This window comes from Robbsia andropogonis (assembly GCF_000970345.1).
In the GTDB taxonomy this organism is placed as follows: domain Bacteria; phylum Pseudomonadota; class Gammaproteobacteria; order Burkholderiales; family Burkholderiaceae; genus Robbsia; species Robbsia andropogonis.
This window is the reverse complement of the sequence record NZ_LAQU01000011.1, coordinates 67389-84585: the sequence shown is the minus strand read 5'-3', so window position 1 is coordinate 84585 and position 17197 is coordinate 67389. Positions and strand designations below refer to the sequence as shown.

Genomic DNA, 17197 nt, shown 5'->3' with positions numbered 1-17197 from the left:
CTGAGCCGCCATGGTTTGCTGATCTGCTATATCAGTATCCGAAGGCGTATCTGACGGTGTGAACCCGCCACCAAGGCGTTGAATGCTCATGGGAACATCACCTGTAAAAGCGTACGTGCGAAGTTCTGGATGGCCGCCGCCCCCCACGGCGCGGCAATGACAATGACGACCGTGACGATGATCAATTTCACGCTTTGCGAAATACTGGAGTCTTGCAGTGACGTAATGGCCTGCAAGAACGCGATGAAAAGGCCCGTCACGGCCGCGATGGCCACTGGCGGCAATGACACTAGCAGGCACAGCGTCAAGGCCTGCGTGGTGAGATGTGTGATGGCGTCATATTCCAAGGCGTCACCTGTATGTGGAGATAAGTCCATGCACGAGCGTCGACCAGCCGTCCAGGGAGACAAACAGCAGAAGCTTGAAGGGAATGGCGACATTGGTCGGATTGACTTGGGACAACCCGAGCGCCATCAGGACATTCGCGATGACGAGATCAATCACGATAAACGAGAGGTACAGCAGGAAGCCTATCTTGAACGCACTCGTCAGCTCGCTTAGCGTGAAAGCCGGGGCGAGGATGATAAGATCGTCCGGCTTCAGTTCGGCGGCACGTTCCGGAGGCCAGATTTCACGCGCCGAGCGCAAAAAGAACGCTTTTTCGCGCTCGGAGGCATGGCGTTTCAGGAAAACGCGAAAAGGATCGCGCGCCGCGTCCAGAAGCGGCATAACCTGTACGCTTGAAGTGCCGTCACTGGAAAGTTGTGCGCGGTGCATTGCGTCCATGCCCACGGGGGCCATGATGAAGCACGACACCATGATGGCCACGCCATTGAGAACGGACGTAGGGGGCACCTGCTGCAGGCCCAGCGCATTTCGCAGCAATCCGAGCACAACCACGATTTTTGTATAGGAGGTGACCACCATTGCCGCGAATGGCAAAACCGCTATTGCAACAGCGGCTATCAGCAGCGAGGCGATTTCAGGCGTTCCGTTCATCGGGATTCGCAATATGCTGGATGAAGAGACCGAGGTTGTCCCCGACCACGACGAGTTCGCCTGTCGCGAGCGTCTGCCCATGTGCGATCAAACGGATCTCGGAATCGTTCAGTGTGAGCGGCAAGTTCAGGATGTAACCCGGTTGCAGCGCCGCGATCTGGCCGATGGTCAGGTTGACGGTCGCCACTTCAATGTGAACAGGTAATTCAACCTGGTTCATGTCGATCGGATTGTCGGGAGCCGTATTTTCGTCGGATGCATTGGAGGCGCTTTTGAGGGAAAGGTCTGTGTCGTAGCTCATCATTTTTGGAGGCGTTTCAAGGATGATGTTGCAACCGTCGATGCTGCCTTGGGCGCAGGCAGCAAGACCGCTCGCTGCACCCCAGTATGCTGTCACGTGTCCAAGCGCATTGCCCGACGCATAGCCGCGCGCGTGCGGCCATCCAAGAAGGACATCGCCCCGACGTAACGACGCCAGCACGCTTGATGTACATCGGCGGCTACGCAGGCGTATCCGTGTTGGCACCGAGATAGTGGTGATCGAATCGGCGAGCATCGACGACGCGTCCCGAGTGGCGGCGGCGTGCCGTGCAAGCGCTGCGGCGATGTCGGTCGACGCATCAAGCAACGATGCCGTATGTATAGCGTTGGCGTCATGATAAGCAAGGTGTAGTGCCTGGTCACTGTCCTTGCTCTGTTGCCTCATGCTGGTGTCTATTATTTCCGTATCGAGGGAAACGTCCAGCACTTCGGCATCGATGATGCCATGCCTTGATAGCATTTCCGTCGACGAAGCGAGCCAAAGATTTGCCAGCGCCACACGCTGTGCATGGTCTGGTTCCAAGGCAATCAATTCCAATGCAGCATAGTCGCTTACGCGCACGCGCACCGATAGTTGACCGTGTCCGCTCCCGATTCGCACGCATGCGGTCCGATGCAACGGTGGATCTTTCACGCTTGACGCTGATGCAATTTGATACTTCGATGCAAACCCGTTACGCGCGTCGAACATCGTCCGCGAAATGCTGGCGAGCGCCGGCGTATAACGACGCAGTCGGTCGCCAAGTCGAGTAAAGTCGCGTGGCATGGACATAGATATGGAATCCTTCAAGTAACCGTGATGATTACGCTCATATCGCTGTCAAGCAGCTTCCTGAGACGTGTGTCTAACGCACCGAGATTGTCATACATTAGCGTTCTGGCGTGCGGGTCCGTGCTACTGAAGCGAAGGGATAAGGCCGAGCCCGAAAGATGTAGATGAAGTTCCGCGCCGGGCAAAATAGCGGGGTCCAGTGTGAGCCGAACTTCCAAAGGATTTGTTTTTCGGATGACGGAATTGACGCACAATGACGCAACGCGCTCCGCGATATGCGAAGTGAGTAACACGTGTTCGGAAACATGCGTACCACTCGGACCGGACTGCAAATAGACAGATGGTGTTGCAACGGCATTTTGCGCGTCATTTTCCTCATGCTGATGGAACGCTCGCGTCCGGTCATAGTCCCGGCCTTTCCTTTGCACTCCCGATCCGATGGCGTGACGCACAGTGACAATGCGCGGTTTTGCCTTATTTGCGAGCAACGCGCGCGTCTCCGAGGACAGCATCGGCAGCGGAGACAGCGTCGCCGGTGGTATGAACGGCTGCGTGGCTTCAAGTGTCGATGAAAGGGATTCTGTTACCGTAGCAACGCCGTGCGACGTCTCCGATTTGGTTTCGCCAGGGTCCGGGTTGTCCGGATACCCCTGCGGGTTGCCATTCGGGTCATCATCTGGTGATTTGCTCTGGGTAGCGCGCAGGCAGGCATCCTCATATAACGCGCCGAACTGTCGTGCCTTTGCGTCGAGCGTACGCGCGGTGTTCGCTACCGATGGCCCGACCGGTTTTGCGGGTGCCATGACGCGAATTGCTCGTGACGGGTGAATACGTGTCATCGCATCATCTCGCTTTAAATGGCGATGCGGCCGACAGGTTGCAGATTTATGTCATCTCCCAGTTCCTGGAAGGAGTAGACCTGAAGCCACTTGAGCCGTTGTTCGACCATGCGGCGGAAATATCGACGAATGTCCATTGATGTGACGATGGCAAGATATTCCGGAGGCTGCGTACCGACGATCTCCTCGATTGCGTCGAGCAGTTGATTGACTTGCTGCGGTTCGAGCGTCAGGAAGTTGCCAGCAGGCGTCTGCTTGATCGATTGACGAATGGTTTGCTCGGCCTCGATGTCGAGCAGAATCGCGGGCAATGCCCCCTTGCCGCCCGTCGCTCGGTGGGCAATGAACCGGCCGAGGTCGCCACGAACGTATTCGGTGAGCAGCAGGAGATCTTTTTCCTTCGAACCCCAGTTGGTCAGGCTTTCGAGGATGGCGCGCAGATTGCGGATCGGCACGTGTTCTTCCAGCAGTCGCTTTAACACTTCTGCGATGCGCAGCACCGGCACGACTTTCTGCACCTCCGCTATAAGCCCAGGGTATTCCGTGCCGACGCGTTCGAGAATCCATTGCGTTTCCTGCAAACCCAGGAACAAGTGTGCGTTCTCGTGCACTGCCTCTGTAATGGCTTCGACGAGGACTTTTTCACGGATGTTTCGGGCTGCGTCTAATTTGACCGGGGATTGCGGCACGTCGTGCAACAACACCTGGTAACACCCGTCTGGCACCGCATTGTCTTTCCATACGGCGGTGCGCGGGAAGGGCAGTCCGAGCTCGTTGACGAGATTCCTGCGCGCTGTATCAAAGGCTCGGTCGAGCGCGGTGGTATCGAGTTGTGCCGCCAGTCGCGGGGCCAGGCGTACCGAGAGTGGCGAGGAAAACGCCGGCGGATGCTCACCGATCGTGGGCGTATGGCCTTTGTAGCCATCGGTACGCAGCGAAGCCAGTTCCGGCCCGCGTTTCGGCTGTTTATCATTCAACTGCTTACGCAGCACATGCCCCGATGCGAACAGGGTCACAGCCAGTATCGCGAACAGCGTAGAAGGAAAACCAGGTACCAGCGCAAAGCCGCCCAGCAATGCCGCGGCGCTGTAAAGCGCACGCGAGCTCGTGGACAATTGTTTCGCGATTTCAGTGCCGAGCGAGCTCGGCTTGCTGTGTTCGTCTGCAACGCGGGTGATCAATATACCTGCAGCAACCGAAATGAGGAGGGACGGAATCTGCGAAACCATCGCGTCACCGATGGAAAGCACGGAGAAGCGATTCGCGGCCTCGCCGGCCGTCATGCCGTGATAGCTCACGCCGATGACGATGCCGGCAACGATATTGACCAACGTGATCACCAGGCCCGCAATCGCATCGCCCTTCACGAATTTCATAGCACCGTCCATCCCGCCGTGCAATTGGCTTTCAATGGCGAGCATGCCGCGGCGGCGCTGCGCATCCTCCGCACTGATATTGCCCGCGCGCACGTCGGCGTCGATGCTCATCTGTTTGCCGGGCATCGCATCAAGTGTAAAGCGGGCGCCCACTTCGGCAACACGCTCCGAACCTTTCGCGATCACGATAAATTGCACGGTCGCGATGATGAGGAAGACCACCAGGCCGACAACGAGATTACCGCCGACAACCAACTCGCCGAAACTCTCGATGATGTGCCCGGCTTCGGCATGCAACAAGATAGACTTGGTCGACGCGATGTTCAACGACAAGCGAAAGAGCGTTGTAAACAAGAGCAGCGCGGGGAACGATGAGAGCGATGTGGCGTTCGGGATGTACATTGTCACCATCAGCAGCACCACGCTGATGGTGATGTTGAGCCCTAGCAAGGTGTCGATCAGAAAGGGCGGTAATGGCAGGATCATCAGCGAGATAACAGCAACGACCAAGGATGCGATCGCAACCTCGCCGCCAAACTCGTCAAGGCGTAATGTCTTCAGCATGGGTCCCTCCGTGGGGAATCAGTGTGGGGTAGCCGCGCCTTCACGCTTGCCACCGATGCTCTCGACCCAGGCAAGCACGCTCGCCACAGCATCGAAGAGCTGTTCGGGTATCGGGTCTTCGATCGTCACGGTATAAAGCGCGCGTGCGAGCGGTGGATTGCCGACGATCGGTATACCGTGGCGCGCCGCCTCTTCACGGATAACGCGGGCTTCCGCATCAACACCCTTCGCAATAACACGCGGTAATCCAAATTCGGACGGGTCGTAACGGAGCGCCACAGCGTAGTGCGTCGGATTCACAACAACCACATTTGCGTTTTTGACAGGTTGCTGCTGACCGGACGATGCTGATTCCCGCGCGATTTTACGGCGCTGATTTTTGATGAGCGGATCACCTTCTGAATTCTTGTGTTCGCGCTTGACTTCGTCCTTGCTCATGCGGTGATCGCGGATGAAAAGCCAGTGCTGGATACCATAGTCCGCGATGCCGATAATAAGATAAAGGACACCCGCTATGCCGAGCACCCGGCAAACCACGCTCCACGCGATCTTGACGATGCTGTCGACCGGCTCGTACACCACGCCGAGCATCAACGGCATCAGAATCATCATCGTTTTCCAAAGCACCGCCGTGATCAGGACGGCTTTTACGATGGTCTTGACGAGATCGATAAGCGAACGTACCGAAAAAATACGCTTGAGGCCGGAAGCCGGGTTGATCGCGTCGAATTTCGGCTCGAGTGGTTTGAGCGATATTTCCAGTCCGACTTGCGCAGCGATCGTTGCAACGCCGATAAAGGCGGCACCCATGACAATGGGGAGCAGCAATAGCAGTGCGTGAATGCCTGCCGAGACAAGCAGCTCATGCAGTGAAGCGCTGCCGTTTTGCGAGTTGACCACGTCTAGTCCGCCACGCATGACGATGCGCAGTTGCTCCGCCATATGAGGGCCGCCAACTGAAAACGCGATGGCTGCGACGATCAACATCGCCGCGAAGGGAAGATCCGTGCTCTTCACGGTCTCGCCGTCGCGGCGTGCGTCTCGCAGCTTTTTGTCAGTGGGCTGTTCTGTCTTTTCGTCGGCCATCGCGAAGCCTTTGTCTTGTATATCGGCGCGATTTTCGTGGCCGTTCATCACGATTGCCGGTGGCCGCGGCGAAACGATGGGTCTAACGACGAACGCCGCCGTGCGCCGCTTTTCGACGAAGCCCCCCTTTCGTTAACAGCGCATGTGGTTCGTCGCCACGATTCATCGCACGTGCGCACCGCAGTACCGTTGCACATCGCCGAGGCGCAGACTTTCCATTCCAAAATAGGAAAGTCGTTCGGATATCTGGTGTTTCGACCAAAAACGGGAGCATTCCATGTCGCTGACAAAATGTAGTAACCGACTCGTGTCGGCCTTGATTGAGGCGCTGATGTTTGGTGCCAAGCATGGCTATATTGAGCAATCGGAGCGACTGCTCGCTGCTTTGCATGTGTTACGTCCCGATTTCATGGAGTTGTATGCGTATGACGCGTGGTTGATGATCCGGCGGCGCGATTTTGCCCAAGCCGTGCGCGAACTGCGTGTACTCGAACAACGCACGTTGCGAGGTTCTTTCGGTCCTTACGTGGCCGCGCTGCTTGCCGTGTCGCTGTGCGGTCTGGACGACCCGGCGTGGCGCGTCTATGCCAACGACGTGGCAAGCCGCAATGAGGACAAGGACTCGGTGGATCTGGTGATGACATTACTCGGGAAGAAACGCACCCCCGAAACGCCCGCGGACGCGTCGCAGCTCAATCGAGACGATCTTCAGAAACTGATGCAGCATCGCCACTTGCGGGCCTAACAAAAGGAGCATGACGATGAGTCTGACGATTCCACCCGTTCCCCCGCTAGACGCAACATCCACGGTGTCGCGCCAGGAACCGATCTCCTCGAGCGTTCCTGGCGCGGCGGTGGGTTCGGGGACCGCCCAGGAGCCGAGCGCACAACTCGTGGATCTGTTTCGCAGCAAGCTGGATTCGGCGCGTCTTGCTCCGCCCAGCATGTCTCACACACAGGGTCCATCTGCCTTGTCCGATGTCGTTACCCAGCAAGACCAGGCCGTAGCGAACTTGCGTGGTGAGGTTGACAAGTTTGCCGGGGACGCATCCACGATGTCGATGCAGGAGGCGGCGGCTCAGTCGATCAAGGTACAACTTATGGTGTCCGAAATGGTGGGAAAATTGTATGTTGGCGAGGCGGTCGCGCAGGGTGGTAAGAGTTCGGTGCAAACACTGATGAAGAACCAGTAGTTCGACTGCCTTGTACAGGACGGATGCAAATGGCCTACTATTTAAAGTGGTTCCGTACAGTATTGCTTATGTGCTGCGTCGTAATCGCGATGACCGGTTGCAGCAAGCAACTATTTGCGCAGTTATCGGAGAACGACGCAAATGACATGTTGGCCGTGCTGCTGGACGCCCGGGTAGACGCATCGAAGGAAAGCGACGATGGCGGCAAGACGTGGAGCGTGTCCGTTGAAGGAAGCCAATTTGCCCGGGCGATCGATGTTCTGCGCGCGCGAGGTTTGCCCCACCAGCGCTTCCAGAACCTAGGAGATATGTTCAAGAAGGAGGGGTTGATTTCCACGCCGACGGAGGAGCGCGTGCGTTTTATTTACGGCGTGTCACAACAACTCTCGGAAGTACTGTCGCGCATCGATGGTGTCGTCTATGCCAACGTGCAGATCGTGCTGCCGAATAATGACCCACTCGCCACAACCGTTAAACCTTCTTCGGCCTCCGTGTTCATCAAGTACCTGCCCGGTACTGATGTCTCGACGTTGACTCCGAATCTGAAGAACCTCGTCATGCACGCGGTCGAGGGGTTGACCTATGATAACGTCAGTGTGACGATGGTGCCTGGCACGGCATCGCCCGAACCGCCGCAACTTCCCGCGCCCTCGATTCCGTCGCAGTGGCTTTGGGCCATCAGTATCACCGCGGCTGCTTTGCTGGGTGTTGCACTTTGCTATCTGGTAATTCGTTTTGGCTCAACGTTGAAGGCGGCAGCCTTGCGATTGCGCGCACGTGCCAGCGGGGCTGCTACATGAGCGGTCATATCGAGACTATCATGGGCGGCGAACCGCACAACGGTCATGCGTCAGTTGCGTTAACGCATGGAGCGGGACACGACCGGCGCTGGGATGACAGGCCGCCTGACCCGCAACGTACGCTTCAATGGCTTCGCGCATATGAGTCGCGCATAACGAGCGGTGCCGCGCGATTGGCGGCGGGGCAATGCCGTCGGCTTGGCGTGCCGTTCAACCCACGCGCAAACCGCATGTGGTACGCGGCAAGAGATGTCTGGCTAGGTGCGTCGGCACCAGTCAGCGCTTACGTGCACCGGGCAAGTCGTCTCGCGTTGCTGGATGCGGCATCACTGCGACCGGTGCTGGCTGCACGCGCCATTTATCCATCGCGCGGCGCACTGCGCCGTATCGTCTCCGGCAAACAACGCCACGTTCTCGCCAATGCATTGGGCGAACCTACATTCGTTGCGCTCACGGAAATGGGGCTGAATGCGCTTTCCGCAAACGTGCCGGTTCCAGAGGACGCGACGGCTGACACACTTGTTGCCGCGGGACGCTTATTGTTCGAGCGCGACGAGGCATGGCCGCTCGCACCTGCGCGCAGATTGATCGGCTTGGCCTTGGACGATAATCCCGGTGAAAGCGATACGCCTGCACAAGGACCGGTGCTAGAAGCGGCGTCAAACCGTTTGGAACGTGGCCCGACGGATGATTCGGAAGCGTTTCTTTCGGATGCAGGTAAGTTGTTTCCGGAGTTGACATGGTTATTTGGCTGAGAAAACCAAGCGGGGGCATCGGTGTCGGACAGGATGTCCTGCGCGCGAGCGAATTGGCGCAACTGGTTGAACTGGACCGCGCTTCGGTCCATTTTGAAAGGTGCACCGAGGAACTGCTCTCAGCGGCGCGGCGGGATGCCCAGGCAATACACAGCGCCGCCGAAGAAGAGTCGCAGCGCACGCTGCGGGCCGCGCAAACGAAATATGAGAATGCCGCGCGTCTCGGCTATGAGGCCGGCCGCCGACGCGCGATGCAGGAGGCACACGCCACCATGCTTCGCCGCGCCAAGGCCGAGCGCGATGTCCTGGTGGCGTCCCGGCAGCGTATTGCCGGGCTTATCATGCGCACGGTCACGAAGGTAGTTGGCGAGACAGAACGCGACGCGTTGTTCACACAAGTCGCCGTGTCGCTATCGCGCAGCTTGGAAGATACATCTTTTCTTACTGTACGCGTTGCCGAGTGCGATATTCGCGAGGCAACGCACGCGTTCAGGAACGTGTGCGAGGCGAACGGATGGCCGGTGAATCCCGAAATCCTGGTTGATCCTGAGGCGGAGCCCGGCAGTTGCGTTTGCGAATGGGATCACGGCGTCATTGAAGGCGGGTTGCCCATGCAATTGCGCGCGATCGCGGCGGCGATTCGACGCGTGACGTCCGCCGAACCCGCAAGTAGCGAAAGCGCGGACACGTATCAGGAGGGCCTTGTACCGGAAGGCGACATCGATGATACGCTGCCTGACAATGCTGTAGACGTCACCAGGGTGAACCCATGAATGACGTTACCGCCTATATAGATGCTTTGAGCGAGAAACTTGCGGTCCTAGACGGAAGCGCGCGTCATGGTAAGGTGGTCGAGGCGGTTGGCACGCTGTTGAAGGTTGGTGGACTGGATGCCACGTTCGGTGAGCTATGCGAATTGCGTGATGCGCGCGGCGCGGTGTTGCAACGCGCGGAGGTCGTGGGCTTCACGCGGCAGTTTGCATTACTCGCGCCGTTCGGCAGTATCACCGGGCTATCCCGTGCAACGCGGGTAACGGGTCTTGGTCGCCCGCTTTCGGTGCCGGTGGGAGACACGTTACTGGGGCGAGTCGTGGATGCCCTTGGCGACCCGATCGACGGTAAAGGCCCGCTGGAATGGCAGTCGCTACGCCCGGTGATGGCCGCTGCGCCTGATCCGCTGAAGCGACGAATGGTCGACACCCCGATGCCTACCGGCGTACGAGTCATTGATGGACTGATGACGGTAGGAGAGGGGCAGCGCGTAGGCATATTTGCGCCTGCCGGCGTTGGTAAAAGCACGTTGCTGGGCATGCTGGCGCGCGGGGCGGCATGCGATGTCAACGTGATCGTCCTGATCGGCGAGCGGGGGCGCGAGGTTCGCGAGTTCATCGAGCTGATTTTGGGAGAGGAGGGCATGGCTCGTAGCGTCGTCATTTGCGCAACGTCGGATCGCTCGTCCATCGAGCGTACGAAAGCCGCCTACGTTGGCACGGCAGTCGCCGAGTATTTCCGCGATTGTGGCTTGCGCGTGCTGCTGATGATGGATTCGCTCACACGCTTCGCTCGCGCCCAGCGAGAAATCGGGCTGTCGGCGGGCGAGCCTCCGACAAGACGGGGTTTCCCGCCGTCTATTTTCGCCGAGTTGCCGCGGTTGTTGGAACGGGCGGGAATGGGAGAGAAGGGGTCGATCACGGCTTTTTATACAGTGCTCGCGGAGGATGACGAAGGCAATGATCCAATCAGCGAGGAAGTCCGCGGCATTCTCGATGGGCATATCGTGCTTTCTCGTGAAATAGCGGCCCGCAATCGCTATCCTGCCATTGACGTCTTGCACAGCCTGAGCCGTGTGATGACCCTGGTGGCAACGCCAGAACATTGCAGCGGCGCCGCCCATATACGTAAGCTTATTGCAAGGTATGCGGAGGTCGAGTTGCTCATGCAGATGGGAGAGTATCAACAGGGGTCCGACCCGCTAGCCGACGAGGCTATAGCCCAGCATGAGGCAATTGAATCATTTCTGGGACAGCCCACCGATGAAGTGACGGATGAGGCACGCACACTCTCGTTTATCTCCGAATTCATACCGACATGACCGCGCTTGCGATCCGTCAATGGCGCATCATCGTATCCGTAAAGACGCGCCACTGCGAACGATGCGAAGCGGATGTGACAAGGGAGCGCAAGGCACTCGTCGAGCGTCAGTCCCGACTCGCCGAGGCCATGCACGCGGTGACCGTGGCGGAAAAGAAATGCGTTGAACACGAAGCACGCATTGTGGCGTTGATCGATGGTGCGACCCACGTCGTCACATCCGACTATCTTGCGCATGACGCCTGGCGCGCGCCGCTGAAGGATGTCCTTATGGCCGAGCGCAACGCGGAGAAAAAATGCCGCGCGGCGGTGACACACCAGCAGCAGCGGCTCGCCGATGCGCAGGCGGCGCTTGCACGGGCACAATCGGCACTTGATCAATGTCGTCGCAAGCTTGACAAGTTGCTGAAGCGTGCTGCGGTCGCGGTAGAGCTTGCGACTGACGAAGAAGCGGCGGAAAACCTGTTGGCTCGCCGCCACGCGAGGTAATCGATGGCACACGATTTTCATGCATGGTCCGAGGCACTCCTAGGATGGTTCGAGGCGTATCACAACTTCATCGTCATGCTGATGCTCACTGGCATTCGCATCATGGTGGCATTCATCCTACTGCCCGCCACCAGTGATACCGTGTTGCCCGGCACGGCACGCAATGGCGTGGTGTACGTCTTGTCGATATTTGCTGCCGCCGCGCAATCACCACAAGCCTTCGAAGGACTTGGTGGCGGTGGGTTCCTAGTGCTGGCTTGCAAGGAAGCTTTCCTCGGTCTGGCGTTTGGTTATTGCGCGGCACCGGTTTTCTGGATTGCGCAATCCCTTGGGACGATGATTGATGACTTGGCCGGCTTCAATAATGTCCAGATGACTAATCCTTTGCGAGGTGATCAAAGTACGCCCGTTTCCACGTTGCTACTACAACTCGTGGTGACGCTCTTTTACGCCGGCGGCGGCATGCTGTTTGTCTTGGGTGCGTTGTTTCGCTCTTTCAAATGGTGGCCGCCATCCGTCCTCTACCCATCGCTTGCCGCCACGACCGAAACGTTTCTCATCCAGCGCACGGATTCGATCTGGACAGCCTTGGCGAAGCTTGGCACCCCAGTAATGCTTGTGCTGGTGTTGGTCGACGTGGGTCTGGGTATCGTCGCTCGCGCCGCTGACAAGCTTGAGCCCAGTTCGCTCAGCCAACCGCTGCGAGGCGTCATTGGCGTGCTGATGCTGATTGCTCTGGTGGCAGTTTTTGCCTCTCAGGTGGTTGGGGACGTGCAGATACAGGGTCTATCTACCGAATTGATCAAAGGCATGCTGCCATGACCCGTGGCAGGAAGCGTATTGTGACGTTTCAGTTACCTGTGCATGATGCTATGTCTGCTTGTTACACATCATTTTGATGAGCATTGTTGTGGAGAGCACTGCCGATTATTGAGATTGTGCGAACGTGATGTCATTACCATTAACCCGTGGCCGGGAAAAACATAGGTCACGCTGTGCTACCTGCGCGGATTGTCCGATCCGCATCGGCAACATTCTGGGATGGGATCATCATGTTTTCATCAATCTACTTTGCCCTGTTGTCCGGGCTGACACAGAAGAACGGTTTGCCTGCATATAGTGCCGCCATGCTCGACGGTGCTACGGAGAGGGCCTATTGTCTGGTCGACGACGCCTTGGAGCGCCCGTCTCATAAGCGAGTCGACACCGATATCCAGCGTCTGGTCGCTGCGGCGGATGCATCACTCGTTTTAGGTTACGCGCAAGATGCGGAGGAAACGTATCGTCGTGCACAGAGCATGATCGTGGGTGATGATAACCGGTTGCGCATCATGTCGTGCCGCAATACGGGTTGGCAACTCATGGCGCGAGATCGCTACGCAGCCACCGCAAAATGCTTTGTGCGTATTATTAACGACGAAGCGTCAAGTACTACTGATCGACTTGAAGCGTTAATCGCCTCAGCATTGGTGCAACATCAGGTGGGTAGGCAGCGCGACGCCGACGAAGCGCTATTACAGGCCGCCGACCTTGCTGATTGCCATACCGATCCCACATGGCGCTTGGTAATTTCGCTACTTGCACTCGAATTCGACGTACAGTTGCGCATTCGTACGGCCACGACACTCAAGGATCACGCATTTTGGAGTTCAGCCTATCTGTCGCACGCGCAGGGCGCGGCTGATCGGATCGACGTGACGAACAAGCTGACGGATTGCACGGTCCTTGTGTCGCCGATGCCTGCGTTGTTGGTACAGCGCCATGAATATCTTGCATGGCTCGCGTCGTTGGCACGAGGCGAGCGCGCCGCGGTCGGACCACTACTGGATGCGATCAGTCGACCTCAGGTATTTAGGGGTGCGGATCAAGCGTTCCTCGCGAAACTGGATATCGTACTTGCTGCACTGGCGGGCGGCCTCGACGACATCGCCGACCTGGTGCTCGCGAAGATCAGCCGTACCGAAGCCGAGACGGGAACCCGTCGCAGCAACTTCGATTATCTCTATTGCGTGTCCAAAATGGCGGTGTGCCGTGGCAATCCCGCGGAGGCGCTGAAGCTTTACGCAAGCTATGCATCGGAAGCGTTGCGCTGTTTGCGCAGTGAAACGACGGATATCGGCATTACGCAATCTTCGGTGAGTCGTGCGCTGCCGACGGATGACGTTTTTGCGCGTTTGCCAGCGAAGTATCGCCGGGCATATCGCTACATTATCGAGAATCTGGAGCGGGCCGATTTGAATACCCGGGAAATTGCCGCGCAAATCAATGTTACCGAGCGCGCCATTCAACTTGCCTTCAGGCGATCGATCGGTATGTCACCCAGCGCGTTGATACGCAAGCTTCGTTTGGAAAGCATTCGGAGCGACTTGCTAAGCGACGAACGCGCGGCCGGTTCTATTTTTGGTACAGCCAGCCGTTGGGGCCTGAAGAGTCGTTCCGCGTTGGCCAAGGGTTACCGGCGTGAATTCAATGAGTCTCCGTCAGAGACGATGCATCGCGAGGTGGGCCAGTCATGAAACCTCTTTTTCGCGACCGCAAGAAGGTTCTACGGGTAAGGACGCTGTGCGCGGGGCTTCTCGCCGCGGGCGTGCTGTCGTTACCGGTGCATGCCGAGCATATTCCGTGGCAGAGCAACCGGTTCGAGTACGTGGCGGATCACAAGGATCTCAAGGATGTATTACGGGATTTTGGCGCGAGCCAGCATGTGGCCACGTGGATTTCTCCGCATGTCGAAGGCACGGTGGCGGGACGGTTCAATGCGACGCCGCAACGCTTTCTCGATCAAATGGCTGAGTCATTCGGGGTATTGTGGTATTACGACGGTAGCGTGCTACGGATCTATGGCGCCAATGAAGCACGCAGCGCTACGTTGGGTCTTTCTAATGTGAGCACCGATGAACTGCGGCGCGCTCTCTCGAGGCTGCAGATCGACGATCCTCGGTTTCCGGTACGCTACGATAGCGTGTCCGGTACCGCGGTGGTGTCCGGCCCTCCGCGCTTCGTCGAACTGGTGACCGATGTCGCGCATTTGATCGACCATAAATCCGACGCTGCCGACAAGGTGGTGGTGCAGCGGTTTCCGCTGCGCTATGCATGGGCCACCGACCGTACCATCACGATCAATGGCCGCAATGTGACGGTGCGTGGCGTGGCCTCGTTGCTGCGCTCGCTGTACGGGCAAGGCGTGCCCCGTAATGGCGACGCCGCCACCGATGTGCCGCCGGCGCGGCGCGATGCATACCGAATGCCCAGCGTCCGTGAAATGCAGGACGACGGCATGACAGCAGGCGCCACGCGTGCTTCGAGCGGACGACCGCCGCCGCTACCCTCCATGCCTGGTCTGGGCGCTGACCAGCAGTCCGCCGCGTCCAAGGGGGATGGTGCGGCGCTACCGGCTGGCGATACGGAAATGGCGAGCGCGTCGGCCGGAGGGGGCGCGGGCGGAGCACGCGGTCGCGCTGGCGGGAGTGGAGGGGCGCAAGGCGGCCCGACGATCGAGGCCGATTCGCGTAGTAATTCGATTCTCGTACGCGACAGAGCAGATAATATGGCTGCCTTCGGTTCGCTGATTCAATCACTTGACATGCGACCGGGCGTGCTGGAAATCGACGCAAGCATCATCGAGATCACGGACAATGCTCTGAAAGAGTTGGGCGTCGACTGGCGCCTGCATTCCGGCCACTTCGATATCGAGACTGGCAATGGCCAGACATCGCAAAATAGCAGTACGAGTTCATTGAATCCGCAGGGATTCGGCAACCCTTTGGACTCCACGACGGCTGGCGTGTTGACAACCCCGGCTGGCGGTGTCTTGACCGCAGTGATCGGTGGCGCAGGGCGCTATTTGTTGACGCGTATCAGTGCAATGGAGCAGACGGAGCAAGCCCGGGTCACGGCAAGTCCGAAAGTAGAAACACTCGACAACGTCGAGGCGCTGATGGACAACAAGCAGACCTTCTATGTGCAAGTATCTGGCTATCAGTCGGCCGACTTGTACAGCGTCTCGGCAGGCGTCTCCCTACGTGTTCTTCCATCTATTGTAAGCACACCTGATGGCGAGAATATACGCATGGACGTGCACATCGAGGATGGCAAGCTGAGCGATCAGGAGGTGGGAAAATTGCCAGTTGTCAGCAACAGCACGATCGATACCCAGGCGTTGATCAAAGAGGGCGACAGTTTGCTGATTGCAGGCTATTCGGTGGATCAAGACGATCGCACGCAAACCGGGATACCGCTACTCTCGAAAATCCCGGTAATTGGTGGTCTCTTTCGCTTTCGGCATCATCAGGGACAGCGCTTTCAGCGTCTCTTTCTTCTTACGCCGCGAGTGCTGTCAGCGGCGGCGGGTGGTGGCGACAGTGGCGCAGTACGCAGCGATGATACGGGTTTAGGTGTAGTAGTGCCGCCGGACAATCAAATGGAAAGGATGCCGCCGCCGCCCGTTCCGATGAATCTCTATCCCCGGCAACAGGGCGATAGCGGTCTTTCTGACATGCATTCAATAACCGGCCTTCGGACAGGTCCGACGACTATTGGGATGTACAATGACGCGGGACATGACCAATAGGGGTGACTGTCCTAAAACCGCCTTCAGCGATGGAGCGGCATCCTGCGCTGGAGGGAGAAGCCTTGCAACCCTACAGGCGGTCCCCGTACGTAATACGTGCCAAGCGCGAAAAAGAAGAACCGCCCGCGCATGGATGCCCGAGCGATAAGCGCACGATAATATTGCTAAAATATGGCCTGATCGCCACTGCTACGTACACTACGTCAGCAGTTGTCGATCAGGGTGTGTGATCATGATTGGTCGGCTCACGCGAGCTTGCGCTGGTTACCTTCAAGATAGCTGAGGAGCAACGTGTTGAGCGTGCTCGGAGGCGTCCCGGCGGCTTGTTTCGTCTTGTCGTCAGGCTCCTTGGATTTATCCTGCGTTTGCTTGGCATCCGCTTCTTTTTCGGATGTACCATCGGCCTTGTTGCTGTTTTTCGTGCCGTTGCTCGATGTCTTGGCAAAACGCTCACTCGGTTCCCGCGTTCCTTGGGTGCCGCGGCGGCCTCCCCGACCGGCGCCTCCAGCGAACAATGCTGCTCCGGCCGTTGCGCCAGCCTCTGCTGTTTGCGTGCCGTTATCGCCAAGCACGGTTTCGCTTAGTTTTTGCGCACCCTCGCTGGCTTCCGTCTTGGCGACCGCCTTGACGACCTTGCCCACGCCACCATGCATGGCGCCGGCAATCGCGTCATCAAGCTGCGCGCTACCCACATGCGCCGCGGCGAGCGTGGAGGCAACGACATTTGCACCCAGCCCCTCCGGTGTAAGATCGGCCGCAACGTCAAGCGCATCGCTGGCGACATTTTCCATATCGTTCATCATGCCCTTAAAATTGCCGTGTGCAAGGTCCTTTACCGCATTGACCGAGCCCGAAACAATTCCCTCGGCAGACGAAATGAGATCGGATGCAACCGAATCTATTCCCTGATTGATGTCTTTCTTGACCGTCTCGACACCCTTCTCGGCAGTGTTCAACACTTTGTCGAAGCCTTTTCCGAGATGAAGCCCCTTTAATCCCTCGAGTGTTGCCTCCGCGCCGGCAGTGTATGCATCGCTGGCCGTTTTTTCAACGTCCTCGGCTGTCTTCAGCAAATCCTGCATGGCCTCCTTGAGGTTACCTTGCATCAGCGCCTCCGTCATCGCAAGCGCATCCTGCAGCACTTTCTTTATATCGTTTTCAAGCGCATGTACTACATGCTCGACCCCGTGCACGACCGCTTTCGCGGCATTTTCGATATCGTGACCTAGGTGTTGGAACGCGTGCTTGATCTTCGAAAATATACTCATTTTCTTCTCCTTGATGCGTTCGGCTCGTGAGAGCCGACGCTGAACGGATGGCCTTGTGACTATCCGCATGAAGA

General features: G+C 57.9%; 17 protein-coding genes. 10 read left to right on the top strand and 7 right to left on the bottom strand.

Features of this window, described 5'->3' with window-relative positions; translation table 11 throughout:
* Positions 1 to 86: 86 nt before the first annotated feature.
* From sctS to sctU, 6 genes are read right to left on the bottom strand one after another with little or no spacing between them, the layout of a single operon-like run.
* A complete protein-coding gene (gene sctS, locus WM40_RS12405) occupies positions 87 to 347 on the bottom strand; it encodes a type III secretion system export apparatus subunit SctS (protein ID WP_024903187.1) in 261 nt (86 codons plus the stop codon).
* A 4-nt stretch (positions 348 to 351) separates the two neighbouring features.
* Entirely contained in the window at positions 352 to 999 is a 648-nt protein-coding gene (gene sctR, locus WM40_RS12400; protein WP_024903186.1) for a type III secretion system export apparatus subunit SctR, read from the bottom strand.
* A complete protein-coding gene (gene sctQ, locus WM40_RS12395) occupies positions 983 to 2092 on the bottom strand; it encodes a type III secretion system cytoplasmic ring protein SctQ (protein ID WP_046152999.1) in 1110 nt (369 codons plus the stop codon). Before sctQ ends, sctR begins: the two co-directional genes overlap by 17 nt.
* Before the next feature lie 14 nt (positions 2093 to 2106).
* Positions 2107 to 2931, bottom strand: a complete 825-nt coding sequence (locus tag WM40_RS12390) for a type III secretion HpaP family protein (RefSeq protein WP_081764891.1) — start codon at positions 2929 to 2931, stop codon at positions 2107 to 2109.
* A gap of 14 nt (positions 2932 to 2945) precedes the next feature.
* Positions 2946 to 4871 carry an FHIPEP family type III secretion protein gene (locus WM40_RS12385; RefSeq protein ID WP_036009435.1) on the bottom strand — a complete coding sequence of 642 codons (1926 nt, stop codon included), beginning with the start codon at positions 4869 to 4871 and terminating at the stop codon, positions 2946 to 2948.
* Between the two features lie 18 nt (positions 4872 to 4889).
* Positions 4890 to 6005 carry a type III secretion system export apparatus subunit SctU gene (gene sctU / locus WM40_RS12380; RefSeq protein ID WP_236693489.1) on the bottom strand — a complete coding sequence of 372 codons (1116 nt, stop codon included), beginning with the start codon at positions 6003 to 6005 and terminating at the stop codon, positions 4890 to 4892.
* 229 nt (positions 6006 to 6234) lie between these two features.
* On the opposite strand from sctU, the gene WM40_RS12375 reads away from it, so the two are divergent.
* The 10 genes from WM40_RS12375 (at position 6235) to sctC (ending at position 15855) form a co-directional block, all read left to right on the top strand.
* The gene (locus tag WM40_RS12375) at positions 6235 to 6702 is read left to right on the top strand and encodes an HrpB1 family type III secretion system apparatus protein (protein ID WP_024903181.1); all 468 of its coding nucleotides are present in this window, start codon (positions 6235 to 6237) and stop codon (positions 6700 to 6702) included.
* Positions 6703 to 6718: 16 nt separating this feature from the next.
* The gene (locus tag WM40_RS12370) at positions 6719 to 7150 is read left to right on the top strand and encodes a hypothetical protein (RefSeq protein WP_157684996.1); all 432 of its coding nucleotides are present in this window, start codon (positions 6719 to 6721) and stop codon (positions 7148 to 7150) included.
* 29 nt (positions 7151 to 7179) lie between these two features.
* Entirely contained in the window at positions 7180 to 7950 is a 771-nt protein-coding gene (gene sctJ, locus WM40_RS12365; RefSeq protein ID WP_164468524.1) for a type III secretion system inner membrane ring lipoprotein SctJ, read from the top strand.
* 20 nt (positions 7951 to 7970) lie between these two features.
* Entirely contained in the window at positions 7971 to 8705 is a 735-nt protein-coding gene (locus WM40_RS12360) for a type III secretion protein HrpB4 (protein WP_157685783.1), read from the top strand.
* Positions 8690 to 9478, top strand: coding sequence for a type III secretion system stator protein SctL (gene sctL, locus WM40_RS12355; protein WP_024903177.1), 789 nt, complete (start codon positions 8690 to 8692; stop codon positions 9476 to 9478). The genes WM40_RS12360 and sctL overlap by 16 nt, the downstream gene beginning before the upstream one ends.
* Positions 9475 to 10797 (top strand): type III secretion system ATPase SctN, encoded by a 1323-nt coding sequence (gene sctN / locus WM40_RS12350; RefSeq protein WP_024903176.1) that lies wholly within the window; start codon positions 9475 to 9477, stop codon positions 10795 to 10797. The genes sctL and sctN overlap by 4 nt, the downstream gene beginning before the upstream one ends.
* A complete protein-coding gene (locus WM40_RS12345; protein ID WP_024903175.1) occupies positions 10794 to 11285 on the top strand; it encodes a hypothetical protein in 492 nt (163 codons plus the stop codon). Before sctN ends, WM40_RS12345 begins: the two co-directional genes overlap by 4 nt.
* Before the next feature lie 3 nt (positions 11286 to 11288).
* Positions 11289 to 12107: a type III secretion system export apparatus subunit SctT gene (gene sctT, locus WM40_RS12340; RefSeq protein ID WP_024903174.1), complete on the top strand. Its 819-nt coding sequence runs from the start codon at positions 11289 to 11291 to the stop codon at positions 12105 to 12107.
* 230 nt (positions 12108 to 12337) lie between these two features.
* Positions 12338 to 13801, top strand: a complete 1464-nt coding sequence (locus tag WM40_RS12335) for a helix-turn-helix transcriptional regulator (protein WP_046152998.1) — start codon at positions 12338 to 12340, stop codon at positions 13799 to 13801.
* The gene (gene sctC, locus WM40_RS12330) at positions 13798 to 15855 is read left to right on the top strand and encodes a type III secretion system outer membrane ring subunit SctC (RefSeq protein ID WP_096335556.1); all 2058 of its coding nucleotides are present in this window, start codon (positions 13798 to 13800) and stop codon (positions 15853 to 15855) included. The genes WM40_RS12335 and sctC overlap by 4 nt, the downstream gene beginning before the upstream one ends.
* Positions 15856 to 16100: 245 nt before the next feature.
* Here the strand turns inward: sctC and WM40_RS12325 are convergent, their stop codons facing one another.
* Entirely contained in the window at positions 16101 to 17123 is a 1023-nt protein-coding gene (locus WM40_RS12325) for a hypothetical protein (protein ID WP_046152997.1), read from the bottom strand.
* Positions 17124 to 17197 lie beyond the last annotated feature (74 nt).

Bases quoted from the DNA above. Each gene is read 5' to 3' on its own strand.
- WM40_RS12345 (WP_024903175.1), top strand. From the start codon at position 10,794: ATGACCGCGCTTGCGATCCGTCAATGGCGCATCATCGTATCCGTAAAG.
- WM40_RS12390 (WP_081764891.1), bottom strand. From the start codon at position 2,931: ATGACACGTATTCACCCGTCACGAGCAATTCGCGTCATGGCACCCGCA.
- WM40_RS12370 (WP_157684996.1), top strand. From the start codon at position 6,719: ATGAGTCTGACGATTCCACCCGTTCCCCCGCTAGACGCAACATCCACG.
- sctQ (WP_046152999.1), bottom strand. From the start codon at position 2,092: ATGTCCATGCCACGCGACTTTACTCGACTTGGCGACCGACTGCGTCGT.
- sctT (WP_024903174.1), top strand. From the start codon at position 11,289: ATGGCACACGATTTTCATGCATGGTCCGAGGCACTCCTAGGATGGTTC.
- WM40_RS12385 (WP_036009435.1), bottom strand. From the start codon at position 4,871: ATGCTGAAGACATTACGCCTTGACGAGTTTGGCGGCGAGGTTGCGATC.
- WM40_RS12360 (WP_157685783.1), top strand. From the start codon at position 7,971: ATGGGCGGCGAACCGCACAACGGTCATGCGTCAGTTGCGTTAACGCAT.
- sctR (WP_024903186.1), bottom strand. From the start codon at position 999: ATGAACGGAACGCCTGAAATCGCCTCGCTGCTGATAGCCGCTGTTGCA.
- sctN (WP_024903176.1), top strand. From the start codon at position 9,475: ATGAATGACGTTACCGCCTATATAGATGCTTTGAGCGAGAAACTTGCG.
- WM40_RS12325 (WP_046152997.1), bottom strand. From the start codon at position 17,123: ATGAGTATATTTTCGAAGATCAAGCACGCGTTCCAACACCTAGGTCAC.
- WM40_RS12375 (WP_024903181.1), top strand. From the start codon at position 6,235: ATGTCGCTGACAAAATGTAGTAACCGACTCGTGTCGGCCTTGATTGAG.
- WM40_RS12335 (WP_046152998.1), top strand. From the start codon at position 12,338: ATGTTTTCATCAATCTACTTTGCCCTGTTGTCCGGGCTGACACAGAAG.
- sctC (WP_096335556.1), top strand. From the start codon at position 13,798: ATGAAACCTCTTTTTCGCGACCGCAAGAAGGTTCTACGGGTAAGGACG.
- sctJ (WP_164468524.1), top strand. From the start codon at position 7,180: ATGGCCTACTATTTAAAGTGGTTCCGTACAGTATTGCTTATGTGCTGC.
- sctU (WP_236693489.1), bottom strand. From the start codon at position 6,005: ATGAACGGCCACGAAAATCGCGCCGATATACAAGACAAAGGCTTCGCG.
- sctL (WP_024903177.1), top strand. From the start codon at position 8,690: ATGGTTATTTGGCTGAGAAAACCAAGCGGGGGCATCGGTGTCGGACAG.